Here is a 15,047-nt window from a genome sequence, read left to right as displayed (position 1 = left end):
GATTCCGTGCACAATCGGTGCATGACCGACCCTGATGGTCCCGACCTTCAGGCCGTCTCGCTGCGTGTGAACAATTCTCGCACCGCCTTTCAACTCGACGACCTGTCGAAGGCGATCATCGAGAAACTGCAAGCCGACGGCCGCCGTTCGTATGCCGGAATCGGTAAGGCCGTCGGCCTGTCCGAGGCCGCGGTACGCCAGCGCGTGCAGCGCATGGTCGACGCGGGCGTCATGCAGATCGTCGCGGTGACCGATCCGCTGCAACTCGGGTTCGCCCGGCAGGCGATGATCGGCATCCGCTGCACCGGCGACACCCTGAAGTTGGCGGAGAAACTGTCCGCCATCGAGGCCGTGGACTACGTCGTACTGACGGCCGGGTCCTTCGACGCCATCTGCGAAGTGGTCTGCGAGGACGACGACAGCTTGCTGGAACTTCTCAACACCCAGATCCGCTCATTGCCGGGAGTGATAACCACCGAAACCCTCGTCTACCTGAAACTCGTCAAACAGCAATACAATTGGGGAACTCGATGAGCGTCACCGAAAAGTCCGATCTAGGAGCCAAAGCCAACCGCCACCTGTGGGGGCACTTCGCCCGCCACGGGGAGGGCATCACCCCGCCGATCATCACCCGCGGCGAGGGCGTCCACATCTTCGACGACAAGGGCAAGAGCTACATCGACGGCCTGTCCGGCCTCTTTGTCGTCCAGGTCGGCCACGGCCGCAAGGAACTGGCCGAGGCCGCGGCCAAGCAGGCCGAGAAGCTGTCCTTCTTCCCGCTGTGGTCCTACGCCACCCCGCCGGCCATCGAACTGGCCGAGCGCGTCGCCAACTACGCACCGGGTGACCTGAACCGGGTCTTCTTCACCACCGGCGGCGGCGAGGCCGTCGAGAGCGCATGGAAACTGGCCAAGCAGTATTTCAAGCTGACCGGAAAACCCGGTAAGCACAAGGTGGTTTCGCGTGCCATCGCCTACCACGGCACGCCGCAGGGCGCGTTGGCGATCACCGGAATCCCGGCGTTCAAGGCTCCGTTCGAGCCGCTGACCCCCGGCGGCTTCCGGGCACCGAACACCAACTTCTACCGGGCGCCTGCCGAATACGCGCACGACGAAAAGGTTTTCGGCCGCTACTGCGCCGACCGTATCGCCGAGGCCATCGAGTTCGAGGGTCCCGACACCGTGGCCGCCGTGTTCCTCGAGCCCGTGCAGAACGCCGGCGGCTGCTTCCCGCCGCCGCCCGGATACTTCGAACGAGTCCGCGAGATCTGCGACGAGTACGACGTACTTCTGGTGTCCGACGAGGTGATATGCGCGTACGGCCGCATCGGTTCGATGTTCGCCTGCGACGATTTCGGCTACGTGCCGGACATCATCACCAGCGCCAAGGGCCTGACGTCGGGCTACTCACCGCTGGGCGCGATGGTGGCCAGCGACCGGCTGTTCGAGCCGTTCAACGACGGCAAGACGGTGTTCGGGCACGGCTACACCTTTGGCGGACACCCGGTTTCGGCCGCGGTGGCGATGGCCAACCTCGACATCTTCGAGCGCGAGGGCATCAACGCCCACGTCAAGGAAGCCGCTCGGGCGTTCCGGGCCACCTTGGAGAAGCTGTACGACCTGCCGATCGTCGGCGATGTCCGCGGTGAGGGCTTCTTCTACGGAATCGAGCTGGTCAAGGACAAGGCCACCAAGGAGACGTTCAACGACGAAGAGTCCGAGCGGCTGCTGCGCGGGTTCCTGACCCCCGCCCTGTGGGAAGCCGGCTTGTACTGCCGCGCCGACGACCGTGGCGACCCAGTGATCCAGCTGGCCCCGCCGCTGATCAGCGGGCAGGCCGAGTTCGACGCGATCTACGAGGTCCTGCACGGCGTGCTCTCCGAAGCCGGAAAGCTGCTCTAACTCTCGCCTGAATTCGCTCGAGCCTGCGGTGAGATCGCGCTTCGTCGCGAAATGGCGGTCTCACCGCAGCCTCGGTACGAGAATGACCGGATGCCACGCAAGCCACCCATCGATCCGGTCCGTTGGACGCCACCTCCCATCGACCCGCTGCCCGACTTCGGGCCGGCCGAGCTGACCATCGTTCCGATGCCCGGGGATGGACCCGAGGACGTCGTCGCAGACGCGGCCGGACAGCTGTGGACCGGACTGGTGGACGGGCGAATCGTGCGCGTCTCCCCCGACGGCGCCGCCACGGTCGTCGCCGATACGGGTGGACGCCCGCTCGGCATGCACGTCGCTCGCGACGGAAGGGTCCTGATCTGCGACAGCCTCCGCGGGCTGCTGGCACTGGACCCGGCCACCGGCACGATAACGACGCTGGTCGAGTCGGTGAATGGCAGGAAGCTGAAGTTCTGCTCGAATGTCACCGAAACATCAGACGGCACAATCTATTTCACCGAGTCGACCAGCCACTTCCAGTTCGAGCATTTCTCCGGAGCCATCATGGAAGCCCGCGGGCGGGGCGGACTGTTCCGGCTGGGTGTCGATGGGTCCGTCACCACGCTGCGAGACGGCCTGTATTTCGCCAACGGCGTGACCGTCACCGCTGACGAATCAGCGTTGGTGTTCGCCGAGACCCAGGGCCGGCGGCTGTCGAAGTACTGGCTGAGCGGGCCGCAGGCCGGCACCGTGACGCCGCTGGCGGTCCACCTGCCGGGGTACCCGGACAACATCTCCACCGGTTCCGACGGCCGGATCTGGGTCGCGATGGTATCCCCGCCGAACGCCGCGGCCGAATGGCTCGCACCCCGGGCGCCGGTGATCCGAAAAGTCCTGTGGCATTTGCCCGACCGGCTCCAACCCCAGATCCGGCCGCAGGTATGGGTCCTGGCGTTCGACGCCGACTCCGGGGACGTGGTCGCGGGCGTGCAGATGACACGTCCCGACTTCGGCACCGTCACCGGGTTGGTCGAATCCGCGGGCAAGCTGTGGATGTCGACGATCGCCTTCCCGGCACTCGCCCACACCGAACTCGCCGCCCTGACTTAGTGCGTTGCGGCGCCGCCCTTCTTCAAGGCATGGCTGACACGTCGGGCGCTGTCTCCCAATGCGGTCATCTGGTCCCGATTCAGCGGTGCGAGGTAGAACTGTCGCACCAGCATGGCGTAGGTGCGCAACGCCGGCCGCAGGCGCTCCTGACCGTGCCGGGTAATCCCCACGACGACGCCTCGCCCGTCTTCGCGGCTGCGGAATCTGCGGACCAGACCTTGCTCCTCCAGCCGACGGACCTGCCACGTCAGCCGGCTCGGCGCGAGAACCAGCGCATCGGCCAGAGTGCCCATCCGCACACGTCGGCGCGCGTTCTCATTGAGGAGATTGAGTAGATGCACGTCGGGAACCGCGAGACTGTGTCTGGCGACGAGAGCGGCGTTGATCTCCCGGTAGAGCAACTCAGCGGACTGACCGAAGTTGCCCCAGTGCCGCCATTCTTCATCACTGGCATTCGGTACTCCTCGGGAGTTTGGGGATTCAACTGCCAGCATCGACTCGAACTGCTCCTTCGCCGCGGGGCCGCCGCCCCGGCGACCGCTGGGAAGATCACAGCCCAGCAAGAAATATCGGTCTATGCAGAATGGGACAGCCCGGTTGCGTCCTACACTGCCGATCCATGGACGTGCCGTTGGTCCGGACCCGGATCACCCAACTCGAGGACCTGCGCAATGCGGTCAACGATGCCGGGCTGAGCGCGTTCCAGATGTCGCGTGAACCGCCGCGCGGCAGTCTGATTCATGCCGCCGACGGCGGAATCGCGTTCAGTTCCGGCCGCTTCGACAGCCGGGTACAGATCCGTGGCCCGTTGTCTGCCGATGGCGTCTCCATCGCCGTCGGCCTGCGGATTCCACCCAGGAACCGGCTGCTGTTGCGGGAAATCGACTCGGGCATCGTCACGATGTTTCGCCCTGGCGATGAGCACGAGGCCTTTCACGACGTCGACTCGCTCTACGCCGTCGTCACCCTGCGCGAGGAAACCCTTGAAAGCGAAGCCGAACGCCATGGACTCAGCCTCTCCCCCAACGCTTTCCGGCGCACCGGTATCCATCCCCAACCTCTGGCGCAGGCACATCTCGCCGCCATCTCGGCGCACCTGGCTCGGGTGCACCGGGGTGGCGACCACGCGCAGCTAGGCTCAGCGGCACTGGCCGACATCGTCGCGGCATTCATCGGTCACTTCGCCCGGCAGCCGGCGCCGCTGCCCGCTTTCACGCTGCGGCAACGTCAGAGAATCGTCGAGGTGACCCGGGCATACATCGACCGGAACCTCGACAAACGTCTCGACATCGAAGGCCTCGCACGGCTCGCCGGGATCTCCCGCCGCACCCTCGCCCGATCGTTCCACGAGACACTCGGCGAGTCACCGCAGTCCTACATCGCGCGGATGCGCCTGCATCGCATCCGGGCGGACCTGCTCGCCGGCAGCGATCCAGGGTCCACGATCGCCGACGTATCCAACCGGTGGGGAATCAGCGAGCTCGGTCGCATGTCGTCCCGATACCGCAGTCTGTTCGGTGAACTGCCGTCGCAGACCCGGATGCGCGGCTCGCGTTGATCTAGCACGAATCCCGGACTGGAACGGGTTGCAGTTCTGGCTTATAGCAAGGCTCCCGTCGCGCCATATTTGAATCTTGAAAGTCTGTGCGCGTTGCTGAAGCGGCGCTAGCAGGACAATATCTCCAGTTCAGAAGGCATATGAGCACACAGACGTGCGTCGCGATTTGAATTGAAATTTCTCCGACATCGCGACCTAGAGCCTCTCGTTCCGCTACTTTTCTGGTCGTTAAATCCCCTTCCAGGAAGGATCCATCGATGCAATTGGCGTTACGGCCATTCACGACGGCCGGTGTAGCACTCGTGGGGGCTGGCGTCATCGCCGTGTCACCGCTTGCGCCACCACCCGCGACGACGTCTACCCATATGTACACCGCGCCGGTCACACTCTCGGCGTCCGCTTCCTTCGTCGACCCGATCACATACTGGGGCAACGTGTTCGCGACAACGCAAGGCAATGTAGCCAAGCTTGTCGATGTCGCGTCGGAAAACCCATTCCCTGTCTTGAACCAGGTAATCGAAAACCAGGCACGATACGCGAACGCGATCGGCACGGCACTGTCGTCCGCCGCCGATGGTCTTTACCAATGGGCCGAGGAGAGTATTGGGCGGCGACTCCCGGAAGCTTTGAACGCACTCGCCCAGGGCGATCTGCTGGCCGCGGCGCAAGTGATCAAGTTTGCGGTCACCGACTTAGGAATAGCCGCAGTTGGGATGCTTCCACTCCTGAGCCTTCCTTATGAAATCGCGCAGAACGTTGCGAATATGCTCGAGACGATGGCAGCACAGGGGGCTGACACCGGCATCATCGGGAAGCCGGCTTTTGGTTTGCTCAACCTCGCAAACACGATGGTTGGGGCCGCCGCAACGTTCGGGCAGGCACTTGTCGACGCCACAGAAGCCGGCGACCCCGTGACAGCGCTCAGCACAATCGTCAATGCCCCCGCGTTCTTCACCGACTGCCTACTTAACGGCCAGGCAGTGGTGCGGCCCAATGGTTCCGTTATCCGAACGGCCGGACTTCTCAGCCTCGACTCTGTCACGAAGACTTCCTGGAGCCTCGGCAGTGCGTTGCTTGTCCATATCCCCCGGGCGATCGCGGCAGCGATCACCCCTCCCGCGACGACAGCAACCGATTCTATGGCCATCGCGGCAGCACCTGCACGCGAGCTTCCCACCACGAACAGTCCAGTGACCACTCTCGAGACCGCGCCGGCGTCAGATCCAGCACCGGCTACGTTGGATTCTCCACTCGACAATTCACCTGAGCCAGGCATTCAGACCGAGCACGACGCCACGGCCTTGGTCAGCGCCAGTTCACCTGCAGCCAAGGATGTTCCGGCGGATACCGCGACCAAGTCCGACACGGCAGTATCCCTTCCAGCCAAGCGCGTCAGGGCATCCCTGCACGATGCCGCCGATCAGGCCGGCGACGGGGTCAAGAAGCTGACCAACGGCATTGAGAAGTCCGTCAAGAAGTTCACCGACAGCTTCTCGAAGGTCCGCAAGAAGGAAGGGGCTAACAACACCGGCACGCGCTCCGCCAAGAAGGCCAAGGCCGCCAACGGCGGTGCCACCTCGTCCGACAAGAAAGACAACACCGGCAGCGAGGACTGAGGTGCTCGGGGCATCGGTAACCCCATTCGATTGAACGGCGTCACCTAGGTCTAATCCGCGAGCAACTCAAGCGGTGGCGAACCACCACTGGGTCGGGGGACGCCGGGTAACCGGCAAGCATTCGGGCCCCATCCTCCGGTGGGGCCCGAATGTCTTCTCAAGCCACGTTCTGGCGCCGCTCAATCGTCACCGCTGTCTCACCAGGGCGAATCGGAGGATTCCCATTTGTCACACAAACCACACACGTCACAGCGTGGCAAACCGGAAATCGGGCGACAATCGCCTAACCTTCGGACACGATGGCGACCTTGCGGAGGACTACCCAGCGCGCCGTGTCAGCGTTCGCGGCACTGGCGATGGTGACGGCACCCCTGATGACGGCCGGTGTGGCCAATGCCGACCCGGCACCCGAGTGCCCCTACAAGGTGACAACCCCGCCGGCCGTCGACGCCTCCGAAGCACCCAAGCCCGGCGAGGTCGCCCCCGGCCCGCTACCTGTGCCCACCAAGACGATTGGTGGTGAGGCGCTTTCGGGTTGCGGCGTGATCACCGCGGCGAATACCCCGCCGCTGCCCAATGATGTCTCGGCCGAGGCCTGGTTGGTCGCCGACCTGGACACCGGTGACATCATCGCCGCCAAGGACCCGCACGGGCGCCACCGCCCTGCCAGCATCATCAAGGTGCTCGTGGCCACCGCCGCACTCAACGAACTGAACCTCAACAAGTTGGTCGCGGGCACCCAGGACGACGCCAACTCCGAGGGCACGCGCGTCGGAGTCGGCCCCGGTGGCCGCTACACGATCAACGACCTGCTGCACGGTCTGCTGATGCACTCCGGCAACGACGCCGCGCACGCACTCGCGGTCCAGCTGGGCGGGATGGACCCCGCACTGCAGAAGCTGAACATCTTGGCGGGCAAGCTCGGCGGCCGCGACACCCGCGCCGCCACCCCATCGGGCCTGGACGGCCCCGGTATGAGCACTTCGGCGTACGACATCGGGCTGTTCTACCGATACGCCTGGCAGAACCCGGCATTCGCCGACATCGTGGCCACCCAGACCTACGACTTCCCCGGGCGCGACGGCAATCCGTCCTATCCGGTGGAGAACGACAACAAGCTGCTCTACAACTATCCGGGCGCGATGGGCGGCAAGACCGGATACACCGATGACGCGGGCCAGACCTTCGTCGGTGCCGCCAACCGCGACGGCCGGCGCCTGGTCGCCATCCTGATGAAGGGCACGCGAGTGCCGATCGCTCCGTGGGAGCAGGCGGCGCACCTGCTCGACTACGGGTTCGCCACCCCACCGGGAACCAAAGTCGGAACCCTCGTCGACCCCGATCCGTCATTGATCACGCCCAAGGCCGACGAGCCGACCGCGGCCCAGGCGGCGTCGGTGCTGCCGCCGGCCGATTCACTGCCGGTGCGGGTCGGTGTGGCCGTCGTCGGTGCCGTGATCGTTTTCCTGTTGATCATGGGTGCGCGGTCGCTGAATCGCCGGCCCGCTCGCTGATCGACACCTCCCGATAGGCCTCCAACCAGCCGGTATGCGCCGGCTCAGGGCTACCGCCTTGCCGATTTCTGACCGATCGGTCTAATCTCAGACCATGCGGTCAGAGCGAACGAAGACGTTTACCGAACAGGCTCGCCGTCGGCAGATTGTTGAGGGCGCCCTGGAGGTGATCGCCGAACAGGGCTATCCACAGGCGTCGCTGGCGCGCATCGCCGAACACATCGGCATCGCGAAAAGCGCTGTGTTGTATCACTTCACCAACAAGTCAGAAGTGGTCGAGGCGGTCTTCACGGAAATCTTCACCCGTGGCGCCGCGGTGATCGTCCCGGCGGTCAACGCCGAAACCACCGCGGCGGCAAAGCTGTCCGCCTACATCCGAGCCAACATCGCGTTCGTCGCAGCCAACCGGTCGGCGGCCGTGGCGATGCTCGAGCTCATCTCCGGATACCGCGACGCGGACGGATTGCGGGTCGACCAGGCCGCGGCCAAGGCCGTCCAGGAGAATCCGCCGACCGGAGACCTGGCCGCTCTCGACCCGCAGAGCATCTTCGCCGCCGGGGTGGAAGGCGGTGAGTTCCGGGAACTCTCACCGCTGTTCATGAAGAACATCCTGCGTGGTGCGCTGGACAGCGCAGCACAGGAGTACGCCCGCGACCCCGGTTACGACGTCGTCGCCCACGGCGAAGTGCTCGTCGACATCTTCGAGAAGGCCACCGCACCGTGACCACCATCGTCATCGCGGCCTTCGGTACCCGCGGGGACGTCGCCCCGTACACGGGTCTGGCGCAGAAGCTCGCCCAGCAGGGTTATCGCGTCGCCGTCGCCGCCCAGGAGCCGTACCGGGAACTGGTGTCCGGCTGCGGAATTGAATTCCGCTCACTGCCCGGGGATACCGAACGCGCGACCAAAGCCTCACCGGTCGCGCAGGCGTTCGTCGACGGCGCCAGGATGCGGCCGTCCCGGGAGATGCTCGACGAGATGCGCGAGGATCTGCGCCGGCTGGGCCGTGGCCTGATCGAGGCAGCGAAAGACGCTGACCTGCTACTGCTCCCGTCCGTGGCGGCGCTCCTCGGATACCACGTCGCCGAAGGACTCGGCATCCCCAGCGCAGGGGTGTTGCTACAGCCGACCGCACCCACCGGCGACTTCCTGCCGTCGGTGCTCAGCGCGCGATCGCTCGGCCGCTGGGGCAACCGCGTCATCGGCCGGTTGGGCGCGCTCGGCGAGAAGCCGCACCTGGCGCTGATCAACGAGCTACGCACCGAACTCGGGCTGCGCCCGACCACGTTGGCGGGGTATCAAAGCAGACGCGCAGCCACCTGGCCCATCCTGCACGGGTTCAGTGAGCACGTGGTGCCGCGGCCCGCGGACTGGCCGGCGCACCTGCAGGTCACCGGCTATTGGTGGCCGTCGGAGCCCGACAACTGGTCGCCGCCTGCGCAACTGGTCGACTTTCTGCAGGCCGGTCCGCCACCGGTGTTCGTCGGTCTCGGCAGCACCGCAACGGCGCGGGGACCCGAGCTGTCCGACACCATCGGCTCAGCTCTGCGTGCCACCGGCGCGAGGGCGGTCGTGCAGACCGGCTGGGCCGGGCTGCACTGCGCCGGTGACGACATTCTGATGGTCGACGAGCTTCCGCACTCATGGCTGTTTCCCCGGGTCGCGGCCGTCGTGCACCACGGCGGTGCGGGCACCACCGCAGCGACGCTCCGGGCCGGTGTCCCGTCGATACCCGTCACCGGAATCATGGATCAACCGTTCTGGGCGAAGCGCCTGCGACTCCTGGGCGCCGCACCTGCCGCCCTTCCGCGCGCCAAAGTGACCGCCCCCGAACTCGCCACCGCCCTGCGCGAGGTGTGCGGCGATCCGTCGTATCGGGCGCGCGCTCAACAGCTCTCGACGCTGCTCGCCGGCGAGGACGGAGCGGGGTCGGCAACGCACCGCGTCACCGAACTGCTCGATCGATCACAGGAGGTACACCATGGCCAGTGACGCACTGATGGGTAACGCCCTGTTGGCCGGGGCAATCGTGCTGGCCGGCGGAGCGATCGGCGCCGGCATCGGCGACGGGCTCGCCGGCTCGCAGTTCATCGCCGGTGTGGCGCGCCAGCCGGAAGCCCAAGCGCGCTTGTACACACCGTTTTTCATCACGGTGAGCCTCGTGGAGGCGACGTTCTTCATCAACATCGCGTTCATGGCGTTGTTCGTCTTCGCCACCCCAGGCGGATAGATGGCGACCATCGCGATCATCGCCATCGGCAGCCACGGCGATGTGGCACCACTGACCGGGGTCGGTGCGCGATTGCAGCGAGCCGGGCATCGCGTGATCGTGGTGGCGTATCAGGCATTCGCCGAACTCGTCACCGGATGCGGGCTGGAGTTTCGCGGACTGGCCGACGAACTCGACGGCACCTCATCCGATCTGTCGGACGTATCGGCGCGCCAAGCCGCAAAGGCCATGGCGGCATTCCTCTCACCGCGTGGCATGCGGGTGCTGGGCGATCGCGTGCTGGCAGCCGTCCGTGACGAACCTCTCGATGCGCTGCTGCTGTCACCGTTCGCGGAGCTGGCCGGCCATCCGCTGGCCGACGCGCTCGCCGTTCCCAGCATCGGCGTTCGGTTGCAGCCCTTCTCGGCAACCGCCGACTATCCACCGGCCGTGCTGGGAGCCTGGTCCGCCGGGCGGTTCGGGAACAGGGCGGCCGCGAGGATCGGTGCGGCCACGATCGACGGGCTGTATGGCTGGGCAGTCAACCACTTTCGCGCGCAACTCGGTCTCCCCTCGGCGCCGGCCCGGGTGCTGCGACAGCGGCGCACCGATGCTGGGTGGCCGATCCTGTACGGCTACTCGGCCACGGTCCTGCCCCGGCCGGCCGACTGGCGGCCGGGTATCGATGTCGTCGGTTACTGGTGGCCGGAGCGTGCGACCGGATGGCAGCGGCCCACCGAGCTGGTGGACTTCCTCAACACCGGCCCGCCGCCGGTCGTCATCGGCTTCGGGAGCACGGTCAACAGCCGCGCCGAGGCCCAACGACTGTCCACGCTTGTCACACAGGCGGTTCGGGGCGCGGGCGCGCGTGCCGTGATCCAGGCCGGCTGGGCAGGGCTCGACTTCAGCGGGGACGACGTGATCGCGGTCGGCGAGGTGCCCCACGACTGGCTGTTCGCGCAGGCGGCGGCCGTTGTGCACCACTGCGGTGCGGGCACCGCCGCGGCCGGACTACGTGCCGGTGTGCCGGCGATCGCGGCACCAGGCCCCTACGGCGACCAACCGTTCTGGGCGCGAAGGCTGTTCGACCTCGGAGTCAGCCCGCGGCCGATCCCGCAACGTCGACTCAGCGCCGACAACCTCAGTGAAGCGATACGCGATGTGTTGTCAGATAACAGCTTCGGAGGCCAGGCGGCGAAGACGGCCGCAGCCATCGCTGCCGAGGACGGTGCGGGCGGGGTTCTCGCAGCCGTTGAGAAGCTGCTCAGCTGAGACTCAGCGAATTCGCGGGTTCGACTGACAAACAATTGCCGCTCAAGTTAAATACATCCCGGTCCTGCCAATCCGCCGCCGCTCTCGGCGGGTTGGCAGGCTCACCCATGCCAGCGCCCGAGTAGCTGCTCGGCCCCTTCCGACAGCGATCGGACGATTTCTGCCGCCCCGGCGGGCGTGCGCACCAGCCCCACACCCTGCCCCGCGTTGACCGGCGATCCGCGCAGCACGCGCTCGGGGATGGTCTCCGGCCACCGATATCCGGCGGCGACGTCGTATTCGGTGGTCAGCTCGGTCGCCTCCCCCTCGGCGGCCAGCAGGGCGTCGCGCGCGGGCACCGGCGTCAGCGCCTCGGCGCATGCGGCGAAGGCTGTGCCGACCCAGGCGGCGCCCGCCCCCGCGGCCAGCACTGCAGCGACCGACCGTGGCGAGGAGATTCCGCCGGCCGCGAGCACGGGAACGTCGACGGCGTCGAGCACCTCGGCCAGCAGCGGCAGCGTGCCCATCGTCGGCTCACCGTGACCGCCGCCCTCGGCCCCGCGTGCCACCAGCACATCGACGCCGGCATCGACCGCGCGTCGGGCCGCATCGACCGTGGCCACCTGGGTCGTCACCGTCAGGCCCGCATCGTGTGCCCGCCGCACCCAATCCCAGTCCTGCCCGAAACTCACGCTGAGCAACGCAGGCCTGGCGGCCAGCGCGACGTCGAACAGATCCGGCCGATCCTGGGCGACCCAGTGCACCAGGCCGATTCCAAATCGCCGCGCATCGAGTTGCGCCAGTTGGTCGGTCAACTGCTCGGCTGTCGCCGAACTGCCCATCCCGACCATGCCCAGGCCGCCGGCGGCCGAGACCGCGGATGCCAGCCGGCCTCCGGCCGCGCCGCCCATCGGCGCGTTGACGATGGGGACATCGATGCCGATCGACCGCGACCAGGTGGTTGCCAAGCTCACAGCCTGCAATGTTACGTCGTTGTTACAATAGGGATCGCCAACACATGGCACCGGACGAGGCGCACCCGTACCCGGCCAGCGAAAAGACGGGGTGTTTGGAGGTGTGCCATGGCCTGGTTGATTCTCGTCCTCTCAGGTGTCCTCGAAGCCGTATGGGCGACCGCCCTGAGCAAGACCGAGGGCTTCACCCGCCTGGTTCCGTCAGTCGTGTTCTTCGTGGCGCTTGCGTTCTCGATGGTCGGACTGGCCATCGCGATGCGCAGCCTGCCCCCTGGCACCAGCTACGCGATATGGGTGGGCATCGGCGCGGTGCTCACTGTCGGCTACGCGATGATCACCGGCGCCGAATCCGCTTCGGTGATCAAGGTGGTACTCATGCTCGGCGTCGTCGGCTGCATCGTCGGCCTGAAGGCCGTCAGCCACTAACGCCGCAGTAACCGCGAAAGCCCGAGAGCGCCAATGGCTCCCATGGCGGCCGCGGCCAAAGCGCCGGACACCCCGATCCCCTCGTGGACCTGCACCCTGGTGACGATCTGCGCGGGGTTCGGTGGTGGCACCGGCGCCTCGGCCAGGCTCTCTGTGGACGTCGCCGCCCAGGCAGTCGCGAACAAGATCAGCCGCGCGGTGACGTAGGCGAACACCATCAGGCCCAGCACCGGGCCGAACGTCGCACCGGCGGGGCCGCCCAGCACGGACTGCAGGTAGATCGACGCCACCTGCTTGAAGATCTCGAAGCCCACGGCGGCCAGGAGGCCGGCCCGTATCGACCGGCGGAAGGGCACCGGTTCGCGCGGCAACCGGGAGATGATCCAGCTGAACAACAGCCACGAGATCGAGACCGACACGACGATCGATATGACGCGCAGCCCGCTGCCGAGGATGACCCCATCGTGGAAGCCGATCCATCGCAGCACTTTCCGCATCAGCGCGGGGTCCCCCAGTGCCGTCAGCGCGATGGTGATCACCATCGCGAGGAACGCCGACACCAGGGCAAGAAGGTCCGACAGCTTGTTGCCGACGAAGTTGGACTCGGCGTGCTGCTCCCACATCTGACTCAGAGCCTCGCGCAGGTTCGCCATCCAGCCGAGGCCGGCCCAGGCCGCGGTCGCCAGTCCGATCACGCCGACGGTGCCGCGGGAGGCGATGGCCGAGTCCATCAGCGTGATCAGTTGCTGGCCGAGATCACCCGAGACCGCTTGACGGATCCGCTGCTCGATTTCCTCGAGCAGATCGGGTCGTCGTGACAGCAGGAAACCGCCGGCCGCAAAGCCGACCATCAGCAGCGGAAACAGCGCGAAGATCGTGAAATAGGTGATGCCGGCGGCGTAGAAGTTGCCGTTGCAGTCGGTATAGCGGTCCTGCGCCCGCATCACGTGGTCGAACCAGGGGAAGCGTGCGCGTGCCCGGGCCAGCAGTCCCGGCTTCTCCGGCTCGTCCACCGCCAACCCTCCCCGTTACCTATGGCGTTTGCTGGAGAAACCCTATCCTGTCGTAAACCCGCGCGAGGGTATTGCCCGCGACCTCGCGGGCGTGTTTGGCGCCGGCAGCCAGTACCGACTGGAGTTCTGCCGGGTCAGCGAGCAATTCGTCCACCCTCGTCTTGATCGGCGTGACGAATTCCACGACGGCCTCGGCGGTTTCCTTCTTGAGATCGCCGTAGCCACGGCCGGCATAGCCTTCGACCAGCTTGTCGATGTCGGCGCCGGTCACCGCGGACTGGATGGTCAGCAGGTTCGAGATGCCGGGCTTGGCCTCGGGATCGAACCGGATCTCCCGCTCGCTGTCGGTCACCGCGGAACGGATCTTCTTGGCCGTGGCCTTCGGATCGTCGAGCAGGCTGATCAGGCCGGCGTCACTGGCTGCCGATTTGCTCATCTTCGCCGACGGATCCTGCAGGTCGTAGATCTTGGCCGTGGCCTTGGGGATCATCGCCTCGGGCACCACGAAGGTCTCCGGGAACCGGGCGTTGAAGCGCTGCGCCAGGTCGCGGGCCAGCTCCAGGTGCTGACGCTGATCCTCCCCGACCGGAACCAGATCGGTGTCATAGAGCAACACGTCGGCGGCCATCAGCACCGGGTAGGTGAACAGGCCCACGGTGGTGGCGTCCGCGCCCTGCTTCTGCGACTTGTCCTTGAACTGCGTCATACGCGATGCCTGGCCGAAGCCGGTGAAACATCCCAGCACCCAAGCCAATTGGCTGTGCTCGGGCACATGGCTCTGGACGAACACGGTGCTGCGCGTCGGGTCGATGCCCAGCGCCAGGTACTGCGCGGCCGTCACCAGCGTGCGCCGGCGCAGCGTCTCCGGATCCTGCGGGACGGTGATGGCGTGCTGGTCGACGACGCAGAAGAACGCCTCGTAACCGTCCTGCAGCTGCGCCCAGTGCGTGACGGCACCCAGCGCGTTGCCGAGGTGCAGGGAGTCAGAGGTGGGCTGGGCGCCCGAGAATACGACCTGTTTGCTTCCGCTACTCATGATCTTCTGATTTTCGCACTGACGTCATCCGGATTCTTCGCGGGTCAGCTGCTGAAGCACCCGCAGGAACACTGCCCGGTCGTCAGCAGACAGCTCGCCCAGCCACCGCTCCTCGCCGCGCTGGATCTCGCGCTGGACCGCATCCTTGACCTCGCGCCCCGCATCGGTGATGGCCAGCAGCCGCACACGGCGATCGTCGGGGTCGGCCTCGCGCTCGATGAAACCCTGCTGCTGCAGGTCATCGAGGGTGCGGATGATGCGGGTCTTGTCGGCGCCGATCGCCTCCGCCAGCGCCGCTTGAGTGCGCACCGACGATCGGTCGAGGGTCAGCAGGACGACGTAGCCCCACATCGTCACGCCGTGGGCGTCCAGCACCGGCTGCTCGGCCGCGAGCAGCTCACGCAACAGCGGGGCCAGCATGGCCGCCAGATCTGGGCGTCGAGACACCTGATCAGCGTAA

General features: G+C 66.4%; 16 protein-coding genes and 1 riboswitch. Of the genes, 11 read left to right on the top strand and 5 right to left on the bottom strand.

Annotated elements, in window-relative coordinates; genetic code table 11:
* Nucleotides 1-21: 21 nt before the first annotated feature.
* From QQ25_RS08975 to QQ25_RS08965, 3 genes are all read left to right on the top strand, one after another.
* Complete coding sequence (locus tag QQ25_RS08975) at nt 22-534, top strand: Lrp/AsnC family transcriptional regulator (RefSeq protein ID WP_039378303.1); 513 nt, start codon at nt 22-24, stop codon at nt 532-534.
* Nucleotides 531-1,901 (top strand): aspartate aminotransferase family protein, encoded by a 1,371-nt coding sequence (locus tag QQ25_RS08970; protein ID WP_039378301.1) that lies wholly within the window; start codon nt 531-533, stop codon nt 1,899-1,901. Before QQ25_RS08975 ends, QQ25_RS08970 begins: the two co-directional genes overlap by 4 nt.
* 90 nt (nt 1,902-1,991) lie before the next feature.
* Nucleotides 1,992-2,990, top strand: a complete 999-nt coding sequence (locus QQ25_RS08965; RefSeq protein WP_039378657.1) for an SMP-30/gluconolactonase/LRE family protein — start codon at nt 1,992-1,994, stop codon at nt 2,988-2,990.
* Here QQ25_RS08965 and QQ25_RS08960 read toward each other — a convergent pair.
* A complete protein-coding gene (locus tag QQ25_RS08960; RefSeq protein WP_039378656.1) occupies nt 2,987-3,484 on the bottom strand; it encodes a MarR family winged helix-turn-helix transcriptional regulator in 498 nt (165 codons plus the stop codon). The genes QQ25_RS08965 and QQ25_RS08960 overlap by 4 nt on opposite strands.
* Before the next feature lie 125 nt (nt 3,485-3,609).
* On the opposite strand from QQ25_RS08960, the gene QQ25_RS08955 reads away from it, so the two are divergent.
* The 7 genes from QQ25_RS08955 (at nt 3,610) to QQ25_RS08925 (ending at nt 11,159) form a co-directional block, all read left to right on the top strand.
* Nucleotides 3,610-4,548 (top strand): helix-turn-helix transcriptional regulator, encoded by a 939-nt coding sequence (locus tag QQ25_RS08955; protein WP_039378299.1) that lies wholly within the window; start codon nt 3,610-3,612, stop codon nt 4,546-4,548.
* A 365-nt stretch (nt 4,549-4,913) separates the two neighbouring features.
* Nucleotides 4,914-6,164, top strand: coding sequence for a hypothetical protein (locus tag QQ25_RS08950; protein ID WP_039378297.1), 1,251 nt, complete (start codon nt 4,914-4,916; stop codon nt 6,162-6,164).
* Nucleotides 6,165-6,463: 299 nt separating this feature from the next.
* The gene (locus tag QQ25_RS08945; protein WP_039378294.1) at nt 6,464-7,678 is read left to right on the top strand and encodes a D-alanyl-D-alanine carboxypeptidase family protein; all 1,215 of its coding nucleotides are present in this window, start codon (nt 6,464-6,466) and stop codon (nt 7,676-7,678) included.
* A 94-nt stretch (nt 7,679-7,772) separates the two neighbouring features.
* Nucleotides 7,773-8,402 carry a TetR/AcrR family transcriptional regulator gene (locus QQ25_RS08940; protein WP_039378292.1) on the top strand — a complete coding sequence of 210 codons (630 nt, stop codon included), beginning with the start codon at nt 7,773-7,775 and terminating at the stop codon, nt 8,400-8,402.
* Entirely contained in the window at nt 8,399-9,670 is a 1,272-nt protein-coding gene (locus QQ25_RS08935; RefSeq protein WP_039378290.1) for a glycosyltransferase, read from the top strand. The genes QQ25_RS08940 and QQ25_RS08935 overlap by 4 nt, the downstream gene beginning before the upstream one ends.
* On the top strand, nt 9,660-9,908 hold the full coding sequence (locus QQ25_RS08930; protein WP_039378287.1) for a F0F1 ATP synthase subunit C: 249 nt from the start codon (nt 9,660-9,662) through the stop codon (nt 9,906-9,908). The genes QQ25_RS08935 and QQ25_RS08930 overlap by 11 nt, the downstream gene beginning before the upstream one ends.
* Nucleotides 9,909-11,159, top strand: a complete 1,251-nt coding sequence (locus tag QQ25_RS08925) for a glycosyltransferase (protein ID WP_039378285.1) — start codon at nt 9,909-9,911, stop codon at nt 11,157-11,159.
* A gap of 101 nt (nt 11,160-11,260) precedes the next feature.
* On the opposite strand, the gene QQ25_RS08920 is transcribed toward QQ25_RS08925, so the two are convergent.
* Nucleotides 11,261-12,121, bottom strand: coding sequence for an NAD(P)H-dependent flavin oxidoreductase (locus QQ25_RS08920; RefSeq protein ID WP_082017464.1), 861 nt, complete (start codon nt 12,119-12,121; stop codon nt 11,261-11,263).
* A gap of 22 nt (nt 12,122-12,143) precedes the next feature.
* Nucleotides 12,144-12,208, top strand: a riboswitch (guanidine-III (ykkC-III) riboswitch).
* A 12-nt stretch (nt 12,209-12,220) separates the two neighbouring features.
* Here QQ25_RS08920 and QQ25_RS08915 point away from each other — a divergent pair.
* The gene (locus QQ25_RS08915; protein ID WP_039378282.1) at nt 12,221-12,538 is read left to right on the top strand and encodes a DMT family transporter; all 318 of its coding nucleotides are present in this window, start codon (nt 12,221-12,223) and stop codon (nt 12,536-12,538) included.
* Here the strand turns inward: QQ25_RS08915 and yhjD are convergent.
* Genes yhjD through QQ25_RS08900 form a run of 3 tightly spaced genes read right to left on the bottom strand, consistent with a single transcriptional unit; the run spans nt 12,535 to nt 15,007 of the window.
* Nucleotides 12,535-13,551, bottom strand: coding sequence for an inner membrane protein YhjD (yhjD, locus tag QQ25_RS08910; protein ID WP_039378280.1), 1,017 nt, complete (start codon nt 13,549-13,551; stop codon nt 12,535-12,537). The two genes, QQ25_RS08915 and yhjD, sit on opposite strands and share 4 nt — an antisense overlap.
* Nucleotides 13,552-13,570: 19 nt before the next feature.
* Nucleotides 13,571-14,587 (bottom strand): tryptophan--tRNA ligase, encoded by a 1,017-nt coding sequence (gene trpS / locus QQ25_RS08905; protein ID WP_039317277.1) that lies wholly within the window; start codon nt 14,585-14,587, stop codon nt 13,571-13,573.
* 24 nt (nt 14,588-14,611) lie between these two features.
* Nucleotides 14,612-15,007 carry a MarR family winged helix-turn-helix transcriptional regulator gene (locus tag QQ25_RS08900; RefSeq protein WP_052235716.1) on the bottom strand — a complete coding sequence of 132 codons (396 nt, stop codon included), beginning with the start codon at nt 15,005-15,007 and terminating at the stop codon, nt 14,612-14,614.
* Nucleotides 15,008-15,047: the final 40 nt, after the last annotated feature.

It is taken from the genome of Mycolicibacterium setense (genome assembly GCF_000805385.1).
GTDB classification, from domain to species: Bacteria; Actinomycetota; Actinomycetes; order Mycobacteriales; family Mycobacteriaceae; genus Mycobacterium; species Mycobacterium setense.
This window is presented reverse-complemented; position numbering and strand designations above follow the sequence as displayed.

Coding starts and splice junctions, on each gene's coding strand:
- QQ25_RS08950 (WP_039378297.1), top strand. CDS start 4,914: ATGTACACCGCGCCGGTCACACTCTCGGCGTCCGCTTCCTTCGTCGAC.
- QQ25_RS08925 (WP_039378285.1), top strand. CDS start 9,909: ATGGCGACCATCGCGATCATCGCCATCGGCAGCCACGGCGATGTGGCA.
- QQ25_RS08970 (WP_039378301.1), top strand. CDS start 531: ATGAGCGTCACCGAAAAGTCCGATCTAGGAGCCAAAGCCAACCGCCAC.
- QQ25_RS08960 (WP_039378656.1), bottom strand. CDS start 3,484: ATGCTGGCAGTTGAATCCCCAAACTCCCGAGGAGTACCGAATGCCAGT.
- QQ25_RS08955 (WP_039378299.1), top strand. CDS start 3,610: ATGGACGTGCCGTTGGTCCGGACCCGGATCACCCAACTCGAGGACCTG.
- QQ25_RS08975 (WP_039378303.1), top strand. CDS start 22: ATGACCGACCCTGATGGTCCCGACCTTCAGGCCGTCTCGCTGCGTGTG.
- QQ25_RS08945 (WP_039378294.1), top strand. CDS start 6,464: ATGGCGACCTTGCGGAGGACTACCCAGCGCGCCGTGTCAGCGTTCGCG.
- QQ25_RS08915 (WP_039378282.1), top strand. CDS start 12,221: ATGGCCTGGTTGATTCTCGTCCTCTCAGGTGTCCTCGAAGCCGTATGG.
- QQ25_RS08900 (WP_052235716.1), bottom strand. CDS start 15,007: ATGCTGGCCCCGCTGTTGCGTGAGCTGCTCGCGGCCGAGCAGCCGGTG.
- QQ25_RS08940 (WP_039378292.1), top strand. CDS start 7,773: ATGCGGTCAGAGCGAACGAAGACGTTTACCGAACAGGCTCGCCGTCGG.
- trpS (WP_039317277.1), bottom strand. CDS start 14,587: ATGAGTAGCGGAAGCAAACAGGTCGTATTCTCGGGCGCCCAGCCCACC.
- QQ25_RS08930 (WP_039378287.1), top strand. CDS start 9,660: ATGGCCAGTGACGCACTGATGGGTAACGCCCTGTTGGCCGGGGCAATC.
- QQ25_RS08965 (WP_039378657.1), top strand. CDS start 1,992: ATGCCACGCAAGCCACCCATCGATCCGGTCCGTTGGACGCCACCTCCC.